Source organism: Ruegeria sp. AF3, from assembly GCF_056536285.1.
The window spans coordinates 993,492-1,019,290 of record NZ_JBQFJM010000001.1 but is presented as its reverse complement, the minus strand read 5'-3'; the positions used below and the strand labels follow the sequence as shown (position 1 = coordinate 1,019,290).

Genomic DNA, 25,799 nt, shown 5'->3' with positions numbered 1-25,799 from the left:
TTGTCTCCCAGAGTGTCTTTCCTGAATTGTGCATCACGTTTGCACAGCACTGAGAAACTTTGGTGACGGAAATTGGGCTAAATATTGATTTTCTTCATATAAAAGAGAGTTTTCTGGCTGCACGGAACGTCCCTCTCCGCTCTGTTCAGGAATGAGGAATCGTGCGGTGAACGGTATTGAGTGGCCGACGATATTGCTGGTGAAGATTGCACCTATTCGACAACTGGCGCAAAGGGTGCGTTTGGCCAAACTCATTAGTGTGGAAAAAAGAAAAGCCGCGCCTGATCGGCGCGGCCTGATATCATTCTAAAGCAAACGCCTATTATTTGCTGGCACCTGCTGTGGTGATGCCACCTTCGGCACCAGTGTTGTCGCCAGTGCCCAGCACTGCGCTGTTCAGGGCTTCGTTTACGCCGGTAGCCAGACCAGTCGCGCCGCCCTCGATTTGGTTGTATGCAACGGCTGCCAGGCCGATGACTGCTGCGGTCAGAACAACCCAGTCAACTGTTACTGCGCCGTCTTCGTCTTTGCGGAAGTTCTTGATGAACTTGATCATGTTACGTCCCTCCTAAAGGATCAAAAAGAGTTTAACAAACCTCGGCGTTCTTCAGAGCTTTCTCTCTCAGTCCGCTCATGTCCGTCTCGGTATGGATTAATGTTTGCCTGTTGTGCGTGGCAGGAATTGGGCCAAACACAGATTTTTTTTCGTGCGGCTTAACTTTTTGGTCACTAAATGCGCAAAGCATTGTAAATAAAATAAAAAAAAATTCTTTGATCCGCACCAAGAGCTCCACAGCGGTGCAAATTTACGCCAAATGAGGCGAAATTGCCCCAATTCGCTTTGTTTTTCTGGCTTTGGGCGAAGATTCGCGGTTCAAATCGCGTAAAAAGAATACATGAGGCAGGCACATGACTCTCCGGAACGCACTTCAATGCGCCGGTGTACTGGCGTTTCTACTATCTGGTGTCGCACCCGGGTATGCGACCGAGGTTGAGCCGCGCGGAGTTTACAAGCGGATCAAAGCGCCCAAGCCGGGTGAGCGTCCTCGCGTGACCATTCAGATCACACCCGAGGAACACGCGGCCAAGCCCTCAGCCCCCAGCACAGGGGTGGAGCTGGCGGTTCCAGAAATCATAGCAAGAACCAAAGTGGTTCAGCCCACAGTGCCGGGAATCGGTGCCGCGCCTGACCCTAAAGGGTCGTACAAGGCATTCTGGGACCGCATTTCACCGCACATTGATGAAGGCGGGGCCGGGCGGCTTGATGCTGCAATAAACGCGCTGGCGGCGACGAATGTAAGATCACCCCGGCTGCAATCGCTGCAAGACATAGCGAAAGAACGTGGGATCGAGATTTTGCGATCAACCGTGGGAACCAATGTGTCGCCAGCACTGGTGCTGGCTGTCATTTCGGTTGAATCGGCCGGTCGCGCGGATGCCGTCAGTTCGGCCGGTGCACAGGGTCTTATGCAGTTGATGCCGGCCACAGCTGCCCGCTTTGGAGTTAAGGACAGTCTGCAACCCTCGCAGAACATCGCCGGGGGTGTGAAATACCTCAACTGGCTGATGGAAGAGTTCGGAAATGATCCGATCTTGGTTCTGGCCGGTTACAACGCTGGTGAGGGGGCTGTACGTAAACACAGCGGCGTGCCGCCTTATGCCGAAACCCGAGACTATGTGCCCAAGGTTCTGGCCGCTTTCCAGATCGCGCGGGCTTTGTGCGCGACACCGCCGGATCTGATTTCAGATGGGTGCGTGTTCCAGACCTCAAACTGAAAAAGGCCCGCCTCGTTCCGGCGGGCCTTTTCTTTTGTTCAGCCGACGATTGTCGCTTCGGTCGCAGCGCGCATTTCGTCTTCACTGACACCTTCTGCCAGTTCAACGATCCTCAATCCGCCCTCGACCACGTCCAGAACGCCAAGATTGGTGATGATGCGATCCACGACGCCCTTGCCGGTCAGTGGCAGAGTGCATTCCTTCAGGACCTTGCTTTCACCGTGCTTGTTGGTGTGGTCCATAACCACGATCACGCGCCCAACGCCTGCAACCAGGTCCATGGCGCCTCCCATGCCTTTCACCAGCTTGCCGGGAATCATCCAGTTTGCCAGGTCGCCTTTCTCATCCACTTCCATGGCACCCAGGATCGCAGCAGCGATTTTGCCGCCCCGGATCATCGCAAAGGACGTGGCGCTGTCGAAATAGGCAGTGCGGGACAGCTCGGTGATCGTCTGTTTGCCCGCGTTGATCAGGTCCGGGTCTTCTTCGCCTTCATACGGGAAAGGGCCCATGCCCAGCATACCGTTTTCCGATTGCAGTGTGATGTCCTTGTCGCCGACATAGTTCGCCACCAGCGTCGGAATCCCGATGCCGAGGTTCACATACATGCCGTCGTCCAGTTCCTCTGCCGCGCGTGCGGCCATCTGATTGCGGTCCCAGGGCATTATGCGTCCTCCTTCTTGCGGGTGGTGCGCTGTTCGATGCGCTTTTCGTGATCGCCCTGAATGATGCGATGCACATAGATGCCGGGCAGGTGGATCTTGTCCGGATCCAGTGAGCCGCGCGGAACAATCTCTTCCACTTCGGCCACGCAGATCTTGCCGCAGGTTGCAGCGGGCACATTAAAGTTGCGGGCAGTCTTGCGGAATACCAGATTGCCGGTGTCGTCAGCTTTCCAAGCCTTGACGATGGCCAGATCGGCAAAAATGCCTTCCTCAAGGATATAGGTCTCGCCGTTGAAATCCTTGTGCTCCTTGCCTTCCGCAATCACGGTGCCGACGCCCGTCTTGGTGTAGAACCCGGGAATACCGGCACCACCGGCGCGCATCCGTTCGGCCAGTGTTCCTTGCGGGTTGAATTCCAGTTCCAGTTCACCGCTCAGGTACTGGCGCATGAATTCGGCGTTTTCGCCGACATACGAGCTGATCATCTTTCTGACCTGCCTGGTCTGCAACAGAATGCCGATGCCGAAATCGTCCACACCGGCATTGTTCGACGCAAAGCTCAGGTCTTTGACGCCCGAATCCCTGATGGCAGAAAGCAACAGTTCGGGAATGCCGCACAGGCCAAACCCGCCTGCGGCAATCAGCATGCCATCCGTCAGCACCCCATCGAGTGCCTCGGCGGCATTGGCATAGACTTTCTTCATGGAAAACTCCCCCAATGACATGGTGATGGGCAGGTTGTGCCGCCACGTCATGGGGAAGTCAATAAAACCAGAAGGTTCAGGTATTTCTACGGTAGTTCAGCTTACAATAGTGTCAGTCGGCGATCAGGATTCCGCAGGCGATGCGCCCCCCGGCACCGCCAATGGGTTGGCTAATGTGATCGTCGCCAGCTTCGTGGATGATGAAAGTTGACCCGTCCGCATCCAGCAATGCGCTCCCGTCACCCTCAAGTGAAACAAGGTTTGTAAAGGCCTCCATCTCGCCCACACCATCCTGTCCCACATATAGATTGGGCAGATCGCCGGGCTCGGGGCCCTCAGGGTTCAGCAGCCCATGTGCGCCTTCAACTTTGCCAACATGGCCTTGGGCCGTCTTGAACCCTTCACCGGCCTCGCAGACACCATGGCTGTGCAGGTGTAACCCATGTTTTCCCGGCGGCAGGTCAGTGACGCGTACGTGCAGCAGAACACCATTGGGCCCTTGCGTCGCCTTCGCCTGACCAATGACGTCGCCTTGCGCGTTGATGATTTCGGCTGTGGCAGATTTGACGTGATGCGCGGTCTGGCCCTGCGTGGCAGCCGCAACGCCTATCGCCGCAACAAGAATGGCGGTTCTGAACATGTCTCAACTCCTTTACTGAACAACGCAATCTTGTATCGCGTCAGTCCATAAACACGCAGGCCGGTTCCTTTATTCAGAAACTGGCCCGCGCGTTTGGTGACATGTCCCGGTCAAACGTCCGGATTATTCAGCCGCTTTCTTTGCTGTCTTCTTCGCGGCTGCCTTCTTTTTGGGTGCAGCCTTTTTTTTGGTGCCTTTCTTGGATGCGCGCTCATTGACCAGTTCTATGGCCATTTCCTGCGTCAGCTCTTCGGGCTTGATGTCTTTCGGGATGGTCGCGTTGACCTTTTCCCATTTTACATATGGCCCGTACCGTCCGTCCAGAACCTGCATCGCGCCGCCGTCTGGATGCTCGCCCAGGTCTTTCAAAGCTTTTGCCGCGGCGCGCCCGCGTCCGCCGGGATTGGCCCGTTTCTCGGCCAAAAGCTCAACGGCGCGGTTCATACCGATTTCGAACACATCGTTTGGGTCTTTGAGATTGGCATAGACCGGCTTGGCTTCATCGGCCAGCTGATGCATCAGATAGGGGCCAAAACGCCCGAAGTTCGCTGTGATCATGCCGCCTTCGGGGTGTTCACCGATCTGACGGGGCAGGGACAGAAGCGTCAGCGCCTTGTCCAGATCCATGTCATCCTTGCTCCAGCCGCGTGGAAGCGAGGAGCGCGGCGGCTTTTTGTTCTCGGGCGTGGGTTCGCCTCGCTGGACATACGGCCCAAAGCGACCGGATTTCAGCCAGATCTCATCCCCGGCGTCTTCGCCTAGCAATTGTTCGTCGCCTTCCGCGCCTTCACCGGCGATGGGCCGTGTATAGTTGCACTCCGGATAATTGCCGCAGCCCACGAACCCGCCAGTGCGCGAGGTTTTCAAGTGCAATTGCCCCAAACCGCATTTCGGGCAGATGCGCGGGTCGGACCCGTCCTCACGCGGGGGGTAAAGCTGTGGCGCCAATGCTTCGTCCAGCTTGTCCAGCACTTCCGAGATGCGCAGTTCGGATGTTTCACCAATCGCTACTGAGAAATCACGCCAGAACTTGCCCAGCAGATCCTTGTAGTCACGATCACCGGCGCTGACGTCATCCAGTTGCTCTTCCAGATTCGCGGTGAACTCGTAGCCAACGTACTGGCGGAAGAAATTCAGCAGAAAGATAGTGACGATCCGGCCCTTTTCCTCGGGGATCAGCCGGTTCTTGTCCTTGCGCACATATTCGCGGTCCTGAATCGTGGTCACGATCGAGGCATAGGTCGACGGACGTCCGATCCCCAACTCCTCCATCCGCTTGACCAAAGTGGCCTCGGTATAGCGCGGCGGCGGTTGCGTGTGATGCTGCAACGCCAGAACGGCTTCGTTATCAGCCATGATTGCGGCTTTGTCCGACTCGCTGGTGGCCTTGGCAAACTGATCGCGCAACGTAGTTTTGGAGAAGCGCGCGGGGTCGCCCTGCATGATCTGCGGCAGGCGTTTTTCGTCATCATCGGCGACATCATCGCGGCCTTCCTCATAGACGCGCATGAATCCGTCGAACAATACCACCTGACCGGTGGCACGCAGACCGACCTGACCGTCGTCACTGCCAATCTCGACCGTGGTGCGCTCTAACCGTGCTGCTGCCATCTGGCAGGCAATCGTCCGTTTCCAGATCAGATCATAAAGCTTGCGCTGATCTTCATCCGTGACCTTCAGCGCCTTGGCATCACGCGTCATATCCGTGGGGCGGATACACTCGTGTGCTTCTTGCGCGTTTTTGGCCTTGTTCTTGTACATACGCGGGCTGTCCGGCACATACTCTGCACCGTATCGATCCGCGATGGTGTCGCGCGTTGCCGTCACGGCCTCGGGGGCCATGTCGATCCCGTCGGTTCGCATATAGGTAATGTATCCGGCCTCATAGAGGCGCTGCGCCACCTGCATCGCGTGGCGCGCGCCCATGCCGAATTTGCGGCTGGCCTCCTGTTGCAGGGTCGAAGTCATGAACGGCGCGCTTGGATTGCGCGCGGCGGGCTTGGCTTCGACCGAAGTCACACGCAGCGCGCGGCTGGTGACGGCCTGAACCGCCAGTTCGGCCTGTGTTGCGTTGGTCAGATCGTGCTTGTCCAGTTTCTTGCCCGCCAAAGTGACCAGCCGCGTCTCATAGGTCTGACCACGCGGTGTCTCGAACAGGGCCCGGACCGACCAGTACTCGACCGGCTTGAACGCTTCGATCTCCATCTCACGCTCGACGATCAGGCGCAGACAGACCGATTGCACCCGACCTGCGGATTTTGCACCGGGCAGTTTGCGCCACAGAACCGGTGACAGGTTGAAGCCAACAAGGTAATCCAAGGCGCGGCGCGCCAGATACGCTTCGACCAGGGGCATATCGACATCGCGCGGGTTTTTCATCGCCTCTGTCACCGCCTCTTTGGTGATGGCGTTGAAGGTTACCCGGCTGACCGGTGTATCTTTCTTGATCGAGCGGCGCTTGGTCAGCGTTTCCTGCAAGTGCCAACTGATCGCCTCGCCCTCACGATCAGGGTCGGTGGCGAGGATCAGCGCGTTGTCTTCTTTCAGCGCGTCGGCGATGGCCTTTACATGTTTGCGGCTGTCATTGCCCACTTCCCATGTCATGCAAAATCCATGGTCCGGATCGACCGATCCGTCCTTTGGCGGCAGGTCCCGCACATGGCCGTAAGAGGCCAGAACGGTGTAGTCAGGGCCGAGATACTTATTGATTGTTTTTGCTTTGGCCGGAGATTCTACAACAACTACGGGCATTTAAGGGGAAACCTCGCTCGACGAATTTGGCGCCTTTTATGGTGGTGCAAAATGTGTGGGGCAAGCGGGGATTGTCAATGCGTTCCTTTGGTAGGCGAAAAAGCGACGTGATTTCAGCGTGATACCCGCGCCGGCTGGCAGGCAGAGCGTTCGGCTGGGCAATCTTGCCTTCCATCCAAATCAGCTTGCCAGAGACAACAACCCGCCTGGCTGGCGCTGGATTCGTCCGTCCAGTTCAAGGTCGACCAGCGCTGGCCCCAGATCCCCTGCCGAGGCCGCAATATCGCGCAGCAACTGATCTTCGGCGATGGGGGAAGGTCCCAGCCGCTCAAGGATTTGCGCCTGCAAATCCTGTGCGGCAGACCGTGGCTGCTTGGTAGGTGGCAGCTCGGGTTCGGCAAAGATCGGATCACCGTGCCGTGGCAGGGCTTCGACAACGTCGTCCGCCGACCGAACCAGCGTTGCACCGTCCCGAATCAAAAGGTTGCACCCGGCAGCGCGGGCGTCGAACGGGTGGCCGGGCACGGCCAGAACCTCGCGCCCCTGATCCAGGGCGTCACGCGCCGTGATCAGGCTGCCGGATTTGGCGGCTGCCTCAACCACCACGACAGCTTGGGCCAGGCCCGAGATGATACGGTTGCGGCGCGGAAAATGCCTGGCCTGAGGTGTCACGCCCATCGGCTGTTCCGACAGCCGCAGTCCCTTGGTTGCAATATTATGCGCCAGTTCCGTGTTCTCGGCCGGGTAAATGACATCAACACCACCCGCCATGACGGCAACTGTGCCGGTGTCCAGCGACGCCATATGCGCCGCCGTATCAATACCGCGCGCCAGACCCGAAACAATCACATGTCCCTTTTCGCCCAAGGCGCGCGCCAGACCACGCGCCATCCGCGCGCCCAACGAGGAACAGTTGCGCGCGCCCACCATCGCAATCGCCGGTTTCTGCAACAGCGACACATCCCCGATGGCCCAAAGCAGAGGCGGGGCATCGGATAGGTCGTTCAATGCGTCGGGGAAATCCGCGGACCCAAGGCACAAAAGCCGCGCTTTGGCGGCTTCTGCGGCCCTGAGTTCCGCCTCGATCACGCCGGGGGGGCAGGTTTCATACCCTTCTATTCCGGCGGCGCGTGCCATTTCAGGCAGCGCGGCCAGCGCGTTCTGCGCCGAGCCATGTTCGCGCAGCAGCCGACGAAACGTCGCCGGGCCGACCTTGCGCGAGCGCAACAGGCGAAGCCACGAAAACCGGTCCTCTTCCGTGGTGGGTGGGAGTGGGGGGTGATTGGAAGAAAGCTGCTCTTCGGTCATCCGTTGCTCCGCCTGATTGCAGAACTGGTTTACGGGACAGGGGGTTAACAGCCTCTGAATCGCAGATAATTAACAGCGATTTATCCGTAGTTCTCGGGGAATGCACCGGTTAAGTGTCCGAAAATAAATAAAAGAAAATTTACCAACCGGCGCTCAAATTAATAGCGCCGGTTGGAAAGCTGTCGAATCAAAGTGGCGTATGGTTAACCCTGCGCCTGCCGTTGCGCTTCTCTTCCGACTCAGGCTGCCGACCCGCCGACAGTCAGCCCGTCCATCAGCACTGTCGGTTGGCCCACACCCACGGGCACCCATTGACCGTCCTTGCCGCAGGTGCCCATACCCGGATCCAAAGCCATATCATTGCCAAGGCCGCGGATACGTTTCAAAGCCGAAGGCCCGTCGCCGATCAGCGTGGCCCCTTTGACAGGCGCTCCGATCTTGCCGTTTTCGACCCGATACGCCTCGGTACACGAGAAAACGAACTTGCCGTTGGTGATGTCGACCTGGCCGCCTCCGAATCCAACCGCCCAGATGCCGTCTTTAATATCTGCCACCAATGCTGCCGGATCAGCTTCGCCTCCCAACATGATCGTATTTGTCATGCGGGGCATTGGCTTGTGCGCATAGCTTTGCCGCCGCCCGTTGCCCGTGGGCGCAACGCCCATCAGCCGGGCGTTTTGTCGATCCTGCATATAGCCGGTCAGGATGCCATCATCGATCAGCACGGTGCGTGAGCTGGGCGTGCCCTCATCATCCACAGTGATCGAGCCGCGACGGTCGGCAATCGTGCCGTCATCCACCACGGTCACGCCCTTGGATGCAATCTGTTGCCCCATCAGCCCGGCAAAGGCCGAGCTTCCCTTGCGGTTGAAATCGCCCTCAAGCCCATGACCGATGGCTTCGTGCAGCAAAATACCGGGCCAGCCGGGGCCAAGTGCAACCTCCATCACGCCGGCAGGCGCGGGAACCGCGTCCAGATTGACCAACGCGATGCGCAGGGCTTCGCGCGCCTTGGCCTGCCAGTCGGCCGGGTCGATCAGCCCGCTTAGGCCAACCCGCCCGCCGCCACCGGCCGATCCGCTTTCGCGCCGCCCGTCCTGTTCAACAATGACCGAGACATTCACGCGCGTCATGGGACGCACGTCACGCACCATCACACCATCGGGTCGCAGAATTTCCACCTCCTGCACGGCGGCTGCGATCATTGCGTTAACCTGAACCACCCGCGGATCCAGGTCGCGGGCAAAGGCGTCAATCTCCCGCAGGGTTTCGATTTTCACCGGGAAGGCGGCAGATTCGATTGGGTCTTCGTCCGTATACAGGCGCGTATTCGTGGGCCGGGGGGCTTCGGCGAGCGTTCCGCCTCCATCGCCAACCGCCAGTCGCGCGGTCTCGGCAGCACGTTTCAGCGCGGCAATCGATACATCAGTCGAATGCGCGTACCCGGCCACTTCGCCCTGAACGGCGCGCAGGCCAAACCCCTCGGATGCGTCATAAGACGCGGTGCGCAGACGCCCGTCGTCAAACACCAGAGATTCGGATTTCCGACGCTCGACAAACAGCTCTCCATCCTCGGCCCCGTCCGTTGCCGAACGCAATATGGCCAGTGCTTCATCTTGCGGCAGGGCGCTCTCAAAGGGGCGAAACGGGGCTTCAGGCATGGGTAGCGACCTTTCGGGTTTGATCCAGATCAAAAATAGCGTCTGTTTGACGCAAGCATTTTGCTTTATCTACCCGCTGGAATATGGTTTTTAACGCGGCCAAAGACAACGGGAGAGGTGCGACCGATTCACACCTTTCCGTCAGGGACGCAAAGATCAAACGATCAGGACAGAACATGAAGAATGCTTTGATGCTTTCAGGGTTTATGACAGCCCTCTCCAGCCTACCCGCCATGGCTCAGGAGCTTGAGATTATTGGCAAGCCGGTAGACGGCGGCATGGGCTTTCAGCCCGCGGCCACCAGCCTTGCCACAGGAATCCAGAAGCTGGACAGCATGATTCTTGTGATCATCACCGCGGTCTGTCTGCTGGTTGCAGCTTTGCTGGTCTATTGCATCGTGCGCTACAATCAGCGCGCAAATCCGACCCCGGCACGTTTCTCGCACTATACCCCTGTTGAAATCGCCTGGACCCTGGGTCCGATCTTGATTCTGGTGTTTATTGGCGCGTTCTCGTTGCCAGTTCTTTTCAAACAGCAGGAAATCCCGGAAGGTGACATCACCATCAAAGTCGTCGGCAACCAGTGGTACTGGACCTACGAATATGTTGATCACGATTTCGCATTCGACAGCTATCTGCTGGGCCATCCGGCGACCCTGGACGAGGGCGCACGCCCCGCAGATGCGGATGTAACGCCGTTTGTTCTGGATGACGCAATGCGCGCCAAGCTGATCGATGCAGGCTACAGCGATGATGAATGGCTGCTGGCCACGGACACCGCAGTAGTCGTTCCGGTCGGCAAGGTCATCGTGATGCAGGTGACTGCATCCGACGTGATCCACTCGTGGACCATCCCGGCCTTTGGCGTAAAGCAGGACGGTGTGCCCGGACGTCTGGCCGAGCTGTGGTTTCAGGCCGACAAGGAAGGCATCTATTTTGGTCAGTGTTCGGAACTGTGTGGCAAGGACCACGCCTATATGCCGATTACCGTCAAGGTCGTAAGCCAGGAAGTCTATGACGAATGGCTGCAGGGCGCGATCGAAGAATACGCGGGCCTGCCGCAAAGCTATCAGGTCGCCTCGAACTGAGCGCGATTGGGGCGGGTTGAACCCCGTCTGACACAAAACTCAGACTGCGCAGGCGATCCGCGCAGTTTTCGCCCCAAAAGGACCGGAAATGACCGACGCAAGCATCAATGCCAGCACAGTGACCGCCCGGGCGGACGAGGCCGGCTTTGGCGATTACTTCGCCCTGCTGAAGCCGCGCGTGATGTCGCTGGTCGTGTTCACGGCATTGGTCGGTTTGTTGGCGGCGCCTGTTCCTGTCCATCCCTTCGTCGGTTTTTGCGCCATCCTGTTCATCGCTATCGGCGGCGGAGCATCAGGCGCGCTGAACATGTGGTGGGACGCGGATATCGACCGTGTCATGAAGCGCACCAAGTCCCGCCCGATCCCTTCTGGCAAGGTCGAGGAAGGCGAGGCGCTGGCCGTTGGTCTGGCTCTGTCGGGTCTGTCGGTGATCATGCTGGGCCTTGCGACCAACTGGTTCGCAGGCGCGTTTCTGGCCTTCACCATCTTCTTCTATGTTGTCGTCTACACGATGTGGCTGAAGCGTTCGACGCCGCAGAACATCGTGATCGGTGGCGCAGCTGGCGCGTTCCCTCCGGTGATTGGCTGGGTGGCCGCCACGGGATCGATGTCGGTCGAACCTTGGCTGATGTTTGCCCTGACCTTCATGTGGACGCCGCCGCATTTCTGGGCGCTGGCCCTGTTCATGCGCTCGGACTATGACGACGCGGGTGTGCCGATGCTGACCGTCACCCACGGTCGCCGCGCGACACGTGTCCATATTCTTGTCTATACAGCTCTGCTGGCCCTGCTGGCCATCGGAACTGCATTTTCGGGCATTGGCGGCCCGATCTATCTGACCGTTGCACTGGTTCTGAACATCCTGTTCCTGCGGGGCGCGTGGAAAATCTCGCGCCGGACCGAGGACGATTCCGAGGCCGATAACTTCAAGGTTGAACGCGGTTTCTTCAAGCTGTCGCTGCTGTATCTGTTCCTGCATTTCGGTGCCGTTCTGGCCGAAGCCTTGCTAAAACCCTATGGTCTGGGGGGATGGTCATGAGCCTTCGCAAAGACCACGAGCTGCATCAGCGCCGGTTCAGCCGCAATCTGGGTGTGGGCCTGACGCTGGTTGCCTTTATCGTGATTATCTTTGGCCTGACCATCGTCAAGGTCTCGGGCACTGATTTCAACAGGGCGACGCAAGAGGTTCAGAACTGATGGCGTTGTCCGGTCCTCAGAAAACGGTTGTCCAGACCGTCGGCGTGGTTGTTCTGATGGGCAGTCTCGCCTGGGCGTCGGTGCCGTTTTACAACTGGTTCTGCCGGGTGACCGGATTTGGCGGCACCACTGGTGTTGCCGAAACTGCCCCCGATACTATTCTGGATCGCACCGTTACCATCCGCTTTGACGCGTCCAAGGCCAAGGATATGGAATGGGAGTTCAAGCCGGTCGTGCGCGAGATGGATGTGCGCATCGGCGAAACCGGCCTCGCCTTTTACGAGGCCTATAACCCGACAGACCGCCCCATTGCCGGGCAGGCGTCTTACAACGTGGCCCCCTATTCTGCGGGTGGGTATTTCCAGAAGATTGCCTGTTTCTGCTTTGAAGAGCAGGTGCTGCAACCTGGCGAACGCGTTGAGATGCCAGTGACGTTCTTCGTCGACCCGGAAATGGTCGAGGATCTTGAAGCCAAGTATGTTCATACGATCACGCTGTCGTATACATTCTACGAAATTGACCTGCCCGAGGGCCATGCCGCCCTCGATGCGCAGGCAGATACAAACACGAACTAACGCCTGTAGGTGAGGGACGCTGATGGCACACGCTAAAAACCACGATTATCACATTCTGGCCCCGTCGATCTGGCCTCTAATCGGCGCCGTCGGCGGCTTTGTCATGCTGTTCGGAGCCGTTCTCTGGATGCAAGGCATCACGCCCTTCATGTTCTGGGCCGGTCTGGCAGCGGTGCTTTATACGATGTTCGCCTGGTGGTCGGATGTGGTCGCAGAAAGCCGTCAGGGCGATCACACGCCTGTTGTCCGCATCGGTCTGCGTTACGGCTTCATCCTGTTCGTCATGTCCGAGGTGATGTTCTTTTTCGCCTGGTTCTGGTCGTTCTTCAAACATCGCATGTACCCGATGTACGACTATGCAGGCACCGAATACATCCAGCCGGATATTCATGCCGTTGACCCGTTCCACTTGCCGCTGATCAACACTCTGGTCCTGTTGCTGTCAGGCTGTGCGATCACCTGGGCGCACCATGCACTGGTGCATGACAATGACCGCAAGGCGCTGATCAATGGTCTGGCCATTGGCATCGTGCTGGGCATCGCCTTTACCTTCTTGCAGGGCTATGAATACGCCGAACTGCTCAAGCATGAAGGCTGGGAATTCGGCGGCGACCAGTTCTATTCCAACTTCTTCATGGCAACGGGTTTCCACGGCGCACATGTGATCATCGGGACGATCTTCCTGACCGTCTGCCTGATCCGCGCGCTGAAGGGTGACTTCACCCCGGAAAAACACGTCGGGTTCGAAGCTGCGGCTTGGTACTGGCACTTCGTCGACGTTGTCTGGCTGTTCCTGTTCTTTGCCGTCTACATCTGGGGCCAGGCTCCGCTGATGTAGCGCCGATCAGGCCGATCAATTGCAAAAGCCGCCCCAAGGGGCGGCTTTTTCTCTATGCGGGGCGCAAGATTGCGCCCCATACAATTGCGTGGTTGCAATTCAGCCCGCACGCCCCTTAACAAGACGCCGGTTCCTGCAAAGAAGTTTGGTCCTGACATGCGCCGTATCCTGTTCCTGCTGATCTTCGGCCTCGCCGGTTTGGGCGTGCTGCTGTCGCTGGGCTTCTGGCAGGTGCAGCGCCTGGCATGGAAGCAGGACGTTCTGGCCGAGATCGAAGATCGGATCTCGGCCACGCCGGTTTCCCTGCCGCCGCAGGTTTCGGTGGATCAAGACAAATACCTGCCGGTAACGGCGTCGGGCGAGATGGAGCCTGCGGAGATCCATGTTCTTGTATCGCTCAAACAGGTCGGTGCGGGGTATCGTATCATTCAGCCGTTCAATACCGAGGGCCGGACCATTCTGATTGACCGGGGGTTCATCCCGACCACGGCCAAACAGGCCGGGCGGCGCAACGGCCAAATGGAGATTACCGGCAATCTTCATTGGCCAGATGAAATCGACAGTTACACGCCCGCACCTGATCTTGATGCCAACATCTGGTTCGCCCGCGATGTGCCCGCGCTTGCGGCTGCACTGGGCGCGGAGCCTGTTCTGCTGATCGCCCGTTCGCAAACCGATCCGAATGTGACACCGCTGCCGGTGGACACGGCGGGCATACCAAACGATCACCTGCAATATGCAATCACCTGGTTTGGTCTGGCTCTGGTCTGGGCCGCGATGACTGGATACTTCCTGTGGCGCAGCCGTGCCAATTCTGAAAGTGACGCGACATGAAATATATCTCGACCCGAGGGCAGGCGCCCGAACTGACGTTTGAAGAGGCAATGTTGACCGGGCTTGCCCGCGACGGTGGCCTGTATCTGCCCGCCGAGATCCCGGTGATGTCGCAGGACGAGATCGCGGCGCTGGCTGGATTGCCCTACGAAGAAATCGCATTCCGCGTGATGTGGCCCTATGTCAGCGGCTCATTTGCCGAGGATGAGTTCAAGGCGATCATCGCCCGCGCTTACGAAGGCTTCGGCCACGATGCCCGCGCGCCATTGAAGCAGCTGAACGAGAACCACTTCCTGCTGGAACTGTTCCACGGCCCCACACTGGCCTTCAAGGACTTTGCCATGCAGCTGATCGGCCAGTTGTTCCAGGTGGCGCTGAAACGCCGTGGTGACCGTGTGACCATCGTCGGCGCGACCAGCGGGGATACCGGTTCAGCCGCGATCGAGGCGTTCCGCGGGCTGGACGCGGTGGATGTATTCATCCTGTTCCCGCATGGCCGCGTGTCCGAAGTGCAGCGCCGCCAGATGACCACGCCTGCGGACAGCAATGTACATGCTCTGGCCGTGGATGGCGATTTCGACGATTGCCAGGCAGCGCTGAAAGACATGTTCAACGATTTCGACTTCCGCGATGGAGTGAAACTGGCGGGTGTGAACTCGATCAACTTTGCCCGCGTCTTGGCGCAGATCGTCTATTACTTCTCGGCTGCCGTCAGCCTTGGCGCGCCGCATCGCAAGGTCAGCTTCACGGTGCCAACCGGCAACTTTGGTGACATCTTCGCGGGTTATCTGGCCAAGCGTATGGGGCTGCCGATTGACCGCCTTGTGGTGGCGACCAACCAGAACGACATTCTGCATCGCTGCCTGACAGGCGAGGGGTATTTCAAGGGTGAAACCATCCCTTCGATCAGCCCGTCGATGGATATTCAGGTCAGCTCGAACTTCGAACGCGCGCTCTATTATGCCTATGGCGAAGATGGCGGGGCCGTCGCACAATTGATGGATGAGCTGAAAAAGGGTGGTTTCAATATCAGCCAGGGTGCGATGGAAGCGCTGCGTGAGAATTTCGATTCGGGCCGTGTGTCCGAAGAGGAAACGTTGGCCACGATCAAATCCACGCTGGCGCACAGTGCCGAACTGGTCTGCCCGCACACCGCCGTGGGCATCAAGGTTGCCGAAGAGCACCGCGCGGCAGACGTTCCGATGATCACGCTGGCCACCGCGCACCCGGCGAAATTCCCGGCCGCGGTCGAGAAGGCGAGTGGCGAACATCCGCCTCTTCCCTCCCGCATGTCTGATCTGTATGAACGTCCGGAACGGGTGACCCGCATCGCCAATGATCTGGTTGCCCTTGAGGATCATATAAAAAGGCACATCGCTGAGTGACTGTCAGACAAGACCAACTGAAGAACGGGTTTCGTATCGTCAGTGAGCACATGCCGGGGCTGCAATCAGCGGCCATCGGCATCTGGGTAACCGCCGGTGGGCGGCATGAGCGGATCGAGCAGAACGGCATCGCGCATTTCCTTGAGCATATGGCGTTCAAGGGAACCGAGCGCCGTTCGGCCTTGCAGATTGCCGAGGCGATCGAGGATGTGGGCGGCTATATCAACGCCTATACCTCGCGCGAGGTGACGGCGTATTATGCACGCGTTCTGAAGGACGACGTAGCGCTGGCGATGGATGTCATCGGCGACATCGTTCTGAACCCGGTTTTCGATCCGCGCGAGATCGAGGTCGAGCGGGGCGTGATCCTTCAGGAAATCGGTCAGGCCCATGACACGCCCGACGATGTGATCTTTGACTGGCTGCAGGAGCAGAGCTATCACGACCAGCCCCTGGGCCGGACGATCCTGGGCCCAACGGAGCGGGTGAGTGCCTTCTCGCGTGAGGATCTGTCGGGCTTTGTGACGGAACATTATGGCCCCGAACAGATGATCCTGTCTGCAGCAGGTGCTGTGGATCACGATATGCTGATGAAACTGGCCGAAGAGATGTTTGGCCATCTGCAATCCCGTAAGGGTCTGATCCCCGAGGTTGCACGCTTTACCGGTGGCGAAGCCCGGCAGGTAAAAGAGCTGGAACAGGCGCATTTCGCTCTGGCGCTGGAAAGCCCCGGCTATCGCGACGATGCGATCTATACGGCGCAGATCTATTCGACCGCATTGGGCGGTGGCATGTCTTCGCGCCTGTTTCAGGAAGTGCGTGAAACACGTGGGCTGTGCTACACGATCTTTGCGCAGACCGGTGCCTATGCCGATACCGGAACAACCACGATCTATGCCGGAACCTCGGCCAATCAGGTGGCCGAGCTGGCGACGATCACGATCGATGAGATGAAGCGCGCCGCCGAGGACATGAGCCCCGAAGAGGTCGCCCGTGCCCGCGCCCAGATGAAGGCCGGGATGCTGATGGGGCTGGAAAGCCCGTCGAATCGGGCTGAGCGTCTGGCGCGGCTGGTGCAGATCTGGGGACGGGTACCTTCGCTGGAAGACACGGTCGCCAAGATCGATGCGGTCAGCACCGAAGACGTGCGCGCCTTTGCCGAAACCATGGCTGTTCAGGCCCCGGCGGCGCTGGCGCTTTACGGACCGGTCGCAGACGCACCGACATTGGCGGACTTGCAGGAGAGGCGTGCAGCGTGATGCTGTTGGGCAGACGCAAGCTGAAACTCGAGACCGCGCGGCTCAGCTTGCGCCCGCCTGTACATTCCGATTTCAATGATTGGGCAGCGTTGCGGCGCGCCTCAAAAGGTTACCTGACCCCGTGGGAGCCGATCTGGGCCAAGGATCACCTGAGCCGCAAATCCTTTACCAATCGGGTCTACTGGGCTCAGCGCTCGGTCGCGAGTGGTACAGCAATCCCGCTGTTCCTGTTTCGCCGTGAAGACAATGTGTTGGTCGGGGCGATCACGCTGGACAATATTCGGCGCGGCCCTGCGCAGGCCGGAACCCTGGGTTACTGGACCGGTGAATCCTTTGCCCGTCAGGGATACATGCGCGAAGCGATCGGCGCGATGGTGCATCACGCCTTTACCCGTCTGGATCTGAGCCGGATCGAAGCCGCGTGCCTGCCGGAAAACCGGGCGTCGCGCGGTTTGCTGGAAAGCTCAGGCTTCAAATATGAAGGCGTGGCGCAGTCATATCTACAGATCAACGGGCGATGGCGGACGCATGTTCTCTATGCCAGCCTGCGGTCCGACCGGCGTGGCAAGACAGACGCGGGCTAGGGGGCTCTGCCCCCGCCGCGGCAAGCCGCACCTCCCCCGGGATATTTTTGGCCAGATGAACAAGGGGCATGACTTGGTGGCGATCTGCGCTACACTTCGGGTATGCGCTGGTTGGTTGCAGCATTGATGGTGATTTCGGGCGGGGCCGTGGCGCAGGAGCGACGGCCGAGCCATTGTATCGCCATCGCCGACGCGGCGCCGGGGATCGAATATCTGCACAAAGCCGCGTGGCAGGACCCGGTACCGGAGTTTTCGGTGCGCATCAGCTATGTCGCGCATGCCGCCTTTATGATCCAGACCCGTGGCGGGTTGAATGTGGTGACCGATTTTACCGGGTTCATCGGGGGTGCCGATCTGATTCCCGATGTGGTGACGATGAACCATGCCCATGACACCCATTGGACGGCGCATCCCGACCCGGCGATCCCGCATGTCCTGCCAGGATGGGGAGAGTTCGGGCAGGGGATCGAACATTACCTGGATCTGGGCGAGATGCTGATACGCAATGTCCCGACCGATATCCGCTCGGCCTATGGCGGAGTTGAGGAGCGCGGCAACTCGATCTTCGTGTTCGAGGTCGAAGGTCTGTGCATCGGTCATTTGGGACATTTGCATCATGTACTTTCAGACGAACAGTTTGCTGCGCTGGGTCGGTTGGATGTGGTCATGGCCGCCGTCGATGGCGGAACAACCATGCCCTTGCCTGACATGATCTCGGTTCTGAAGCGGCTGAAAAGCTCGGTGATCATTCCGATGCACTGGTTCTCGGAGTTTTCGCTGGATCGCTTCCTCGTGGATATTCGGGATGAGTTCCCGGTTGAACGTGACGGCGTGTCCGAGATCACCGTCTCACTGCGTGACTTGCCGGACCGTCCAACGGTTGTCGTGCTGGAGCCGCGCTATCTGATTGATCTGGAATAAGGCTTGCCGTGGAGGAATCGGTTGGGCATTGAAAGCGTATGAGTTTGAACCCCGCTGATGACCGCATTGCCACGCTGATCCGCTCGAAACTGGGCGATCAGGTGTTGCGCCCGGTGGCCGACCGGTATCTGGAAGAGCCGCGCGGGCGATTTGCCGGACAGGCTGGCCTGCTGGCCTTGCCCCGCACAACCGAGGAGGTCTCGGTACTGGTGCAGGTGGCGTGCGGGGAGCGCGTTCCGGTGGTGCCTTATGGTGGTGGAACCGGTCTGGTCGGGGGGCAGGTGATGCCGCACGGGCCAGCGCCCCTTGTGATTTCGCTGGAACGGATGACAGCCATCCGGTCCGTCTATTCCACTGAAAATGTGCTGATTGCCGAGGCCGGCGCCATTTTGCAGGACGTCCAAGCCGCGGCTGAAGCGCAAGACCGCCTGTTTCCCTTGACACTGGCGGCGCAGGGATCCTGTCGGATCGGGGGCAACCTGTCCACCAATGCGGGAGGCGTCAACGTTTTGCGATATGGCAATGCGCGCGACCTGTGCCTTGGGCTCGAGGCCGTTCTGCCCAACGGTCAAATCTGGCACGGTCTCAGCCGGTTGCGAAAGGACAACACAGGCTATGACCTGCGCAACCTGCTGATCGGGGCAGAGGGTACGCTTGGGATCATCACTGCAGCTGCGCTCAAGCTGTTTCCCCGGCCTGCCGCGATCGGAACGGCGATGTTTCAGGTGGCGTCACCCGAAGCCGCCATTTCCCTGCTGGCCCTGGCGCGTGATCGCGTGGGCGAGGCTGTCAGCACTTTCGAACTGATCCACCAGCAAGGGTTAGAGTTCTTGTCCGAGGTTCTGCCGGACGTCCGGCAACCGTTTAAAACACCGCCAGAGTGGAGCGTTCTGATCGAGTTGGGGCTGGCCCCGGGGCAGTCTCTGTCCGACGCGCTGGAGGATATCTTTGTCCGCGCGCAAGCGCTTGGGCTGGTGCAGGATGGCGTGATTGCACAAAGCGAGGCGCAGCGCGGTGAGTTGTGGGCCGTGCGCGAGCGTATCCCCGAGGCCAACCGCCTGATCGGCTCGGTGTCGAGCCATGATATCTCGATCCCGATCTCAGGAATTCCGGATTTTGTGCGCCAAGGGGAAAAGGTGATTTCCGGTCTCGGGCCGTTCCGGATCAATTGCTTTGGCCATCTGGGGGATGGCAATCTGCATTACAATGTCTTTCCCCCCAAGGGGCAGCGCCGCGCGGAATTTGAAGGTCAGAGCGCCGTGGTCAAGCGGGCTGTACATGATCTGGTCCACGCCTTTGACGGTTCGGTCAGCGCGGAACATGGCGTGGGCCGCATGAAAACGGACGATCTGGAACGCTATGGCGATCCGGTAAAGCTGGATGCGATGCGGGCCATCAAAGCGGCGCTGGACCCCCATGGCATCATGAACCCCGGCGCGGTTCTGAAGGCGTGAACCTGGCCTTGACCCCTGTTTCACTATCCGAAGCTTGCCGCGTTAAAGCCCTTCGAATTCGCACAGGACATGCACGTCCATGCCCATATCTTCCAGTAGCTTGCGACCACCGAGGTCAGGCAGGTCGATAATGAACGCGCATGAGACGATCTCACCGCCCAAACGCTCGATCAGTTTGATGCCCGCCGCCGCAGTGCCGCCTGTGGCCAGCAGGTCGTCAACGACAAGGATTTTTTCGCCCGGTTGGATAGCGTCATCGTGGATCTCGACGATCGCTTCGCCATATTCCAGCTTGTAGTCCTGGCTGATCGTTGTGCCGGGCAGCTTGCCTTTCTTGCGGATCGGCACGAAACCCAGGCTCAGTTGATGCGCAATCGCACCCCCAAGGATAAAGCCCCGCGCCTCAAGACCGACAACCTTGTCGATGCGTTCCCCGGCATAGGGGTGCAGCATCTGGTCAATGGCCATCCGAAATCCGCGCGGGTCGGCAAACAGCGTCGTCACATCGCGAAACAGGATTCCTTCATGCGGGAAGTCGACAATCGTCCGGATGTAGTCTTTGACAGTCTTGTTCCTTGACATGAACCAACCTTTTTCCGCTTCAAATACCAAAACGTGTTTGGCCCAAGAGGGTTAGCCATGCAAGGAACAATTCATTCGCGCGATCACCAGCGGCGCTAAACCACAGCCTTGGGCAGCCCGTAATACCGGTGAAGTGTGACAGGTGGCAAAGACAAGTGCGGTTTACGCCAATTGCGTTGATTTCGCAAAAGAAAGGCTCGTGTGGTTCGAAGGTTCATTGCCATTTCCGTTCCGGTGCTGTTAAGTGCCAGATAACGACAATCACTATGCTATGTATACACAATGCATCGCCTAAAGTAACAAGCATTTACTAGGAGCAACGCGCGTGCCAAAGAAAGACGGCAAGGGATCGACGAAGAAAAACAGCCAGCTGGTTCTGCGCCTGGACAAGGATGAACGCGACGCGTTTGTCGAGTTGTGCAGGGAGCTGGATACGTCTGCGGCCCGCGAAATCCGCCGGTTTATCCGCGGGTTCATGAAGGAAAACGCCGAAAACTAAAAAAGGGATCAGGCCGGACGGCGTAGAACTGCCGTAACGACACCCATCCCGATCAGGCTCAGCCCGCCAAACCGCGTCATCCCGGTGATCACGCTGGCACGGCCAATCAGCCGCCGCAACCGGTCGGCCAGCAACGCATAAACCAGGGCATTCAGCCAGGCCAGTCCGACGAAAGTGGCGATCAGGATGGCAAATTGCGGTCCCAGAGGTTCAGCCGGGCGCAGGAACTGTGGCACAAAGGCGATGAAAAAGGCGATGGATTTCGGGTTCAGCGCGGTCACGGCAGCGGCGTGCCCAAACACATTGCGTGCCGTCACATCGCGGTCGGTATCGACCGCGTTCAGTCCGCCGGACGGTGCGCTGCGCAGCAGTTTAATCCCAAGCCAGACCAGATAGGCCGCACCGACCCATTTGAGGACGGAAAACAAGGTGGCCGAGGCCAGAACAAGCGCGCCCAGTCCCAACAAAGATGCGGTCATCGCCACAAGATCCCCCACAGCGACCCCTGTGGCCGAGGCCACGGCAACACTGCGCCCTTTGGACAGCGCATAGCTCAGCACCAACAGCACGGTCGGCCCCGGGATCAGCAGCAAGGCGGTGGAGGCGGCAACAAAGGCCAGCCAGAGTTCAAGCGACATGGTGTCTCCTGTAAAGGTGTCGTCACACCAAGCCCTTGTATGATGCCAACGTCAAGCATCTGCCTTGATCGTTTGGCTGTTTTTGAGGCGACAAGATCGAGCACCTGTGCGTTTCTCGCATCTGAATCGCAAAGCTCATAGATTTAGGCAGTGTGACAAGGACTTGAAGTTTGGATGAAGCTTTGCTCATTCATCTTGAAACGGTCCTGAACCTGCCCAGACTAAAAGGCACAACATTGCAGGAGGCAAAGGTGCAGATCCAAAGTACAGATGTCAATTCGTTGAAGCGGATCAATCGCATCAAACGGTTGCTGCTTGGCCTCATGCTGGCCGGGGGCGTCGTGTATGGGATCATCGTTGGATACATGTACTTCAACCAGCAATCGCTGCTTTACAAGCCAGATGGTGAATTGGCTGATCCAGCCTCGGTTTCTTTGGCGGATATCGATGTGCTTTCACTGCCTATGTCCGATGGTACGGTTCTGACGGTTTGGGCCGCGCCGGCAGCCGTCGAAGGTGCCCCGACCGTATTGTTCTTTCACGGCCAGAGCGGCAATCTGAGCGACCGCGCGGCCCGATTTCAAGAGATACTGAACAGCGGCTACGGGCTTCTGGCGCCCAGCTTTCGCGGGTTTCCGGGAAGTACAGGCGCGCCGTCCCAAGCAGGTTTGATCTCGGACGGATTAGAGTTGTTTGACCATTTGCGTAGGGCCGGAGAGCCAGTTGTTCTACACGGCCAAAGCCTTGGTACAGGAGTGGCTGCGGCGGTTGCGGCGCAACGGCCCGAGGCCGAGATGCTGGTGCTGGAAGCGCCATTTACTGCGACTGTGGATGTGGCGGCTGAACGCTATCCTTGGTTGCCCGTAGCGTCACTGATGCGCGACCAGTTTGCCACCCGCGACATCATCGGGACAATCGAGATGCCGACGTTGATCTTCCACGGCACAGATGATCAAACCGTTCCAGCGCATCACGGCGCGCGCCTTGCCGAGATGGGCGGTGAGAGGGTCGAGTTTTTCTCGATTCCCGGCGGAACCCACAACGACTTGTGGTCATACGGCCTGTGGCAGACCGTTCAAGACCGCCTGCCACAGAACTGATTTCAGAGAATTCGCCCGGCCACCGCGTCCAGTTTGGCCAGCAGCGCCGGATCGCGCTTTTCGGGCGCGGTGAGGATGGCATATTCCAGCGCCCGGTCACAGCCATGCGGGCAGGGCGCGCGGTCAGCCCCCAACAGGGCGGGAAGGCCCATGACCAGTGCACGGCCCTTGTCGGCATTGCCGGTCAGGGTCGCAATGATGGTGGTCACATCCACCTCACCATGTTCCGGGTGCCAGCTGTCAAAATCGGTGACCATCGCGATAGAGGCATAACAAAGCTCAGCTTCGCGGGCGAGCTTGGCTTCGGGCATGTTGGTCATGCCGATCACGTCGCAGCCCCATTGCTCGCGATACATCTTCGATTCCGCAAGAGAAGAAAACTGCGGCCCTTCCATCGCCAGATAGGTGCCGCCGCGATGGATCGTGATACCGGCAGCCTTGCCCGCGGTCTCACAGGCGTCCGACAGGCGCGGGCAGGTCGGATGCGCAACACTGACATGGGCGACGCAGCCTGTTCCGAAAAAGCTCTTGTCGCGCGCAAATGTCCGGTCGATGAACTGATCGACGATGACAAAATCGCCCGGTGCCATGTGTTCGCGAAACGACCCGCAGGCCGAGACCGATATCACATCCGTCACACCAAGCCGTTTCAGCGCGTCGATATTGGCGCGATAGGGCACATCGGTGGGCGAATGCACATGCCCGCGCCCATGGCGCGGCAGAAAGGCCATCGCGACACCGTCCAGCGACCCGGTCAGGATCTGATCCGAAGGTGCCCCCCAAGGGGTATCGACACTGACCCAGTCCGCATTTTCCAGCCCATCGATGTCATAGATGCCTGATCCGCCGATAACGGCAATCCTGGTTTGGGTCACTGTCCTGCTCCGCCTGAGATACTGATATTGAGTTTGTGCGGGTTCGACCCGAAATTGACAAGAGGTCTATTCCTGTTTTGCCAGCAGGTTACGCTGTTGAGATTGCGTGTTGAAATCCGTCCAGGCGGCTCCAAACTCATCCAGAGGCCACGTCAGGTCTTGCGATTGACCATGCCTGTCACGAAACTCAAAACGATACGCATCCCCGTTCAGCATGGCATCCAGCAGGCCGTCGGCGCGATGATCTTCGAACGTACAGCTTAACCCTGTCAGGCAACCGGGACGCCGCGTGCGCCAGATCACATCCTGATCTTTCTCTATGCGGAATCCAGAAGGGTTGAAGAATGTACCCGGCTCAATTCCAAACTCGATTTTGAATCCATCTGGCTCAGGTGTGATGAACATGAACTGCGCCGCAAATTTCGGACGCAAGGAAAACACCTCAGCGCGCCTTATGTAACAGCGCTGCACCAAAGCACCGGCTTCTTCACGCTCGTCACAAATCGAATTCCAGATGCCGAAAATCTCATGATGCGTGACACGCCAGTTTCCGGCGGTGTCATTCCCTTGCAAATCCTGTGCAAAGGCGGGCAGGGCCGATAGAAATATGAGGGCAATCCAACGCATGAACTCACATCTGGGTGCTTGATCCGGGCGCCGCAAATCACGTTGCTGAGAGGCAAGTTATGCGCCACGTGCATGGCTGCATCCCACCTCCTGCGGTGGCTTAACAGCGGCGCGCCCGCTACAACGACCCCTTCGCGCGAACATAAAATCCTATAGGACTGTCCAATGCCCCGAGCCTTGCTGGCAAGTTTTGCCAACCGTATCGCCATACCCGATCTGCGCTGGGTGCCGGATGAGGGGCTGACCTTCTCTCGCCTGCGGATCGAGCTGCTGTCCGGCCTGACCGTGGCCCTCGCACTGGTGCCCGAGGCCGTGGCCTTTGCTTTTGTGGCAGGCGTGCATCCGCTGGTGGGCCTCTATGCCGCGTTCATTGTGGGGCTCATCACCGCGTTGATCGGCGGGCGACCCGGCATGATCTCGGGAGCGACGGGCGCGCTGGCGGTCGTCATGGTGGCTTTGGTGGCCGAACATGGGGTCGAATACCTGTTCGCGACGGTGGTTCTGATGGGGATCCTCCAGGTTATCGCCGGGGCGATGCACTGGGGCCGCTTCATCCGACTGGTGCCGCACCCGGTGATGCTGGGCTTTGTGAATGGCTTGGCCATCGTGATCTTTCTGGCCCAGATGGGCCAGTTCAAGGTGCCGGGTACCATGGAAAACACCGGTCACGGCATGGGTGGTGGAGAATGGCTCTCGGGTGCGCAGCTATACACCATGCTAGGCCTTGTGGCACTGACAATGGCGGTGATCTGGGTGGTGCCGCGCATCACGCGTCTCATTCCAGCACCTTTGGCCGGTATTCTGGTTGTCGCTGCGCTGGTGATCGGTCTGGGGCTGGATGTCCCGCGCGTCGGTGATCTGGCCTCGATCGAAGGTGGCCTGCCTGCCTTCCACATCCCCATGGTTCCGCTGAACTGGGGCACGCTTGAGATCATCCTGCCCTACGCCGTCATTCTGGCTGCGATTGGCCTGATCGAATCCCTGCTGACCCTGAACCTTGTGGGCGAGATCACCGGCAAGCGCGGCGGGGCTTCTCAGGAATGTATCGCGCAAGGTGCGTCGAATATCGTGACCGGCTTTTTCGGTGGCATGGGTGGCTGCGCGATGATCGGTCAGTCGATGATCAACGTGAAATCCGGTGGCCGGACCCGCATCGCGGGGATCGCTGCGGCGCTGTTTCTGCTGACCTTCATCTTGTTTGCCTCACCGCTGATCGAACAGATCCCGCTGGCCGCGCTGGTTGGGGTGATGTTCATGGTGGTGATCGGCACCTTTGCGTGGAACTCGTTCAAGATCCTGCGCAAGGTTCCACTGACCGACGCCTTTGTCATCGTTCTGGTCACTGTCGTGACGGTGATGGAAGACCTCGCGGTGGCGGTTGTTGTCGGCGTCATTGTCTCGGCTCTGGCCTATGCTTGGAACAACGCCAAGCGCATCCACGCGGTCACCCGCGACTCGGCGACCGAAAAAGGGGCGAAGGTCTATGAAATCCAGGGACCGCTGTTCTTTGGGTCATCGGATGGCTTTATCGAACTTTTCGATGTGCCGAATGACCCGGAAACCGTCATCGTCGATTTCGCTGAAAGCCGTGTGGTGGACCAGTCGGCATTGCAAGCCATCGAAAACATCGCGGCCAAATACGAGGCCGCGGGTAAACGCGTCATGCTGCGCCACCTGAGCCGGGATTGCCACAAGCTGTTGAACAAGGCAGGCCACCTGATGGTCGACAGTGATGATGACCCGGATTATGAACTTGCCGTCGATTATTCGGTCCGTACCGGCATTCTGGGCGGCCACTGATCCTTTTGCGAGGCTCTGCCTCGCGCTCCGGGATATTT

General features: G+C 58.9%; 27 protein-coding genes. 15 read left to right on the top strand and 12 right to left on the bottom strand.

The window, feature by feature from the left end:
- Nucleotides 1–33: 33 nt before the first annotated feature.
- Nucleotides 34–255 (bottom strand): hypothetical protein, encoded by a 222-nt coding sequence (locus tag ACR3FC_RS05105; protein WP_480473707.1) that lies wholly within the window; start codon nt 253–255, stop codon nt 34–36.
- A 67-nt stretch (nt 256–322) separates the two neighbouring features.
- Complete coding sequence (locus ACR3FC_RS05100; protein ID WP_480473706.1) at nt 323–556, bottom strand: Flp family type IVb pilin; 234 nt, start codon at nt 554–556, stop codon at nt 323–325.
- A gap of 353 nt (nt 557–909) precedes the next feature.
- Here ACR3FC_RS05100 and ACR3FC_RS05095 point away from each other — a divergent pair, with 353 nt between their 5' ends.
- Nucleotides 910–1,776, top strand: a complete 867-nt coding sequence (locus ACR3FC_RS05095) for a lytic transglycosylase domain-containing protein (RefSeq protein WP_480473705.1) — start codon at nt 910–912, stop codon at nt 1,774–1,776.
- Between the two features lie 38 nt (nt 1,777–1,814).
- On the opposite strand, the gene ACR3FC_RS05090 is transcribed toward ACR3FC_RS05095, so the two are convergent.
- The 6 genes from ACR3FC_RS05090 to tldD all read right to left on the bottom strand — a co-directional run bounded on the left by ACR3FC_RS05090 (nt 1,815) and on the right by tldD (nt 9,505).
- Nucleotides 1,815–2,441 carry a 3-oxoacid CoA-transferase subunit B gene (locus tag ACR3FC_RS05090; protein ID WP_480473704.1) on the bottom strand — a complete coding sequence of 209 codons (627 nt, stop codon included), beginning with the start codon at nt 2,439–2,441 and terminating at the stop codon, nt 1,815–1,817.
- Entirely contained in the window at nt 2,441–3,145 is a 705-nt protein-coding gene (locus ACR3FC_RS05085) for a CoA transferase subunit A (protein WP_480473703.1), read from the bottom strand. Before ACR3FC_RS05085 ends, ACR3FC_RS05090 begins: the two co-directional genes overlap by 1 nt.
- Before the next feature lie 112 nt (nt 3,146–3,257).
- Entirely contained in the window at nt 3,258–3,785 is a 528-nt protein-coding gene (locus ACR3FC_RS05080; protein WP_480473702.1) for a superoxide dismutase family protein, read from the bottom strand.
- A gap of 123 nt (nt 3,786–3,908) precedes the next feature.
- Nucleotides 3,909–6,536 (bottom strand): type I DNA topoisomerase, encoded by a 2,628-nt coding sequence (topA, locus tag ACR3FC_RS05075; protein ID WP_480473700.1) that lies wholly within the window; start codon nt 6,534–6,536, stop codon nt 3,909–3,911.
- A gap of 180 nt (nt 6,537–6,716) precedes the next feature.
- Nucleotides 6,717–7,844 carry a DNA-processing protein DprA gene (gene dprA, locus ACR3FC_RS05070; protein ID WP_480473699.1) on the bottom strand — a complete coding sequence of 376 codons (1,128 nt, stop codon included), beginning with the start codon at nt 7,842–7,844 and terminating at the stop codon, nt 6,717–6,719.
- Nucleotides 7,845–8,083: 239 nt separating this feature from the next.
- Nucleotides 8,084–9,505 carry a metalloprotease TldD gene (tldD, locus tag ACR3FC_RS05065; RefSeq protein ID WP_480473698.1) on the bottom strand — a complete coding sequence of 474 codons (1,422 nt, stop codon included), beginning with the start codon at nt 9,503–9,505 and terminating at the stop codon, nt 8,084–8,086.
- 176 nt (nt 9,506–9,681) lie between these two features.
- Here tldD and coxB point away from each other — a divergent pair, with 176 nt between their 5' ends.
- From coxB to ACR3FC_RS05010, 11 genes are all read left to right on the top strand, one after another.
- Nucleotides 9,682–10,593 (top strand): cytochrome c oxidase subunit II, encoded by a 912-nt coding sequence (gene coxB, locus ACR3FC_RS05060; RefSeq protein WP_480473697.1) that lies wholly within the window; start codon nt 9,682–9,684, stop codon nt 10,591–10,593.
- 88 nt (nt 10,594–10,681) lie between these two features.
- Nucleotides 10,682–11,632, top strand: coding sequence for a heme o synthase (cyoE, locus tag ACR3FC_RS05055; RefSeq protein ID WP_480473696.1), 951 nt, complete (start codon nt 10,682–10,684; stop codon nt 11,630–11,632).
- A complete protein-coding gene (locus ACR3FC_RS05050; protein ID WP_480473695.1) occupies nt 11,629–11,790 on the top strand; it encodes a hypothetical protein in 162 nt (53 codons plus the stop codon). The genes cyoE and ACR3FC_RS05050 overlap by 4 nt, the downstream gene beginning before the upstream one ends.
- On the top strand, nt 11,790–12,365 hold the full coding sequence (locus ACR3FC_RS05045; RefSeq protein ID WP_480473694.1) for a cytochrome c oxidase assembly protein: 576 nt from the start codon (nt 11,790–11,792) through the stop codon (nt 12,363–12,365). The genes ACR3FC_RS05050 and ACR3FC_RS05045 overlap by 1 nt, the downstream gene beginning before the upstream one ends.
- Before the next feature lie 22 nt (nt 12,366–12,387).
- Complete coding sequence (locus ACR3FC_RS05040) at nt 12,388–13,203, top strand: cytochrome c oxidase subunit 3 (protein ID WP_209505605.1); 816 nt, start codon at nt 12,388–12,390, stop codon at nt 13,201–13,203.
- Between the two features lie 156 nt (nt 13,204–13,359).
- On the top strand, nt 13,360–14,037 hold the full coding sequence (locus ACR3FC_RS05035; protein ID WP_480473693.1) for an SURF1 family protein: 678 nt from the start codon (nt 13,360–13,362) through the stop codon (nt 14,035–14,037).
- Nucleotides 14,034–15,422, top strand: coding sequence for a threonine synthase (gene thrC, locus ACR3FC_RS05030; protein ID WP_480473692.1), 1,389 nt, complete (start codon nt 14,034–14,036; stop codon nt 15,420–15,422). The genes ACR3FC_RS05035 and thrC overlap by 4 nt, the downstream gene beginning before the upstream one ends.
- The gene (locus ACR3FC_RS05025) at nt 15,419–16,681 is read left to right on the top strand and encodes a M16 family metallopeptidase (protein ID WP_480473691.1); all 1,263 of its coding nucleotides are present in this window, start codon (nt 15,419–15,421) and stop codon (nt 16,679–16,681) included. Before thrC ends, ACR3FC_RS05025 begins: the two co-directional genes overlap by 4 nt.
- Nucleotides 16,681–17,265 carry a GNAT family N-acetyltransferase gene (locus tag ACR3FC_RS05020; protein ID WP_209505614.1) on the top strand — a complete coding sequence of 195 codons (585 nt, stop codon included), beginning with the start codon at nt 16,681–16,683 and terminating at the stop codon, nt 17,263–17,265. Before ACR3FC_RS05025 ends, ACR3FC_RS05020 begins: the two co-directional genes overlap by 1 nt.
- A gap of 102 nt (nt 17,266–17,367) precedes the next feature.
- Nucleotides 17,368–18,186: an MBL fold metallo-hydrolase gene (locus ACR3FC_RS05015; RefSeq protein ID WP_480473690.1), complete on the top strand. Its 819-nt coding sequence runs from the start codon at nt 17,368–17,370 to the stop codon at nt 18,184–18,186.
- 38 nt (nt 18,187–18,224) lie between these two features.
- On the top strand, nt 18,225–19,640 hold the full coding sequence (locus tag ACR3FC_RS05010) for an FAD-binding oxidoreductase (protein WP_480473689.1): 1,416 nt from the start codon (nt 18,225–18,227) through the stop codon (nt 19,638–19,640).
- Nucleotides 19,641–19,682: 42 nt separating this feature from the next.
- Here the strand turns inward: ACR3FC_RS05010 and ACR3FC_RS05005 are convergent, their stop codons facing one another.
- Nucleotides 19,683–20,222 carry an adenine phosphoribosyltransferase gene (locus ACR3FC_RS05005; RefSeq protein ID WP_480473688.1) on the bottom strand — a complete coding sequence of 180 codons (540 nt, stop codon included), beginning with the start codon at nt 20,220–20,222 and terminating at the stop codon, nt 19,683–19,685.
- A gap of 325 nt (nt 20,223–20,547) precedes the next feature.
- Here ACR3FC_RS05005 and ACR3FC_RS05000 point away from each other — a divergent pair, with 325 nt between their 5' ends.
- Entirely contained in the window at nt 20,548–20,721 is a 174-nt protein-coding gene (locus tag ACR3FC_RS05000) for a hypothetical protein (protein WP_209505622.1), read from the top strand.
- Between the two features lie 8 nt (nt 20,722–20,729).
- Here ACR3FC_RS05000 and ACR3FC_RS04995 read toward each other — a convergent pair whose 3' ends face one another.
- Nucleotides 20,730–21,359, bottom strand: a complete 630-nt coding sequence (locus tag ACR3FC_RS04995) for a LysE family translocator (protein WP_480473687.1) — start codon at nt 21,357–21,359, stop codon at nt 20,730–20,732.
- Between the two features lie 251 nt (nt 21,360–21,610).
- Between ACR3FC_RS04995 and ACR3FC_RS04990 the strand changes: the two genes are divergently transcribed.
- Entirely contained in the window at nt 21,611–22,459 is an 849-nt protein-coding gene (locus tag ACR3FC_RS04990) for an alpha/beta hydrolase (RefSeq protein WP_480473685.1), read from the top strand.
- Between the two features lie 2 nt (nt 22,460–22,461).
- On the opposite strand, the gene ACR3FC_RS04985 is transcribed toward ACR3FC_RS04990, so the two are convergent.
- Both ACR3FC_RS04985 and ACR3FC_RS04980 read right to left on the bottom strand, forming a co-directional pair.
- Nucleotides 22,462–23,334, bottom strand: coding sequence for an S-methyl-5'-thioadenosine phosphorylase (locus ACR3FC_RS04985; RefSeq protein WP_480473683.1), 873 nt, complete (start codon nt 23,332–23,334; stop codon nt 22,462–22,464).
- A gap of 66 nt (nt 23,335–23,400) precedes the next feature.
- Nucleotides 23,401–23,961: an invasion associated locus B family protein gene (locus tag ACR3FC_RS04980; RefSeq protein WP_480473682.1), complete on the bottom strand. Its 561-nt coding sequence runs from the start codon at nt 23,959–23,961 to the stop codon at nt 23,401–23,403.
- A 165-nt stretch (nt 23,962–24,126) separates the two neighbouring features.
- On the opposite strand from ACR3FC_RS04980, the gene ACR3FC_RS04975 reads away from it, so the two are divergent.
- Entirely contained in the window at nt 24,127–25,761 is a 1,635-nt protein-coding gene (locus ACR3FC_RS04975; RefSeq protein ID WP_480473680.1) for a SulP family inorganic anion transporter, read from the top strand.
- The last annotated feature ends 38 nt before the right edge of the window (nt 25,762–25,799 follow it).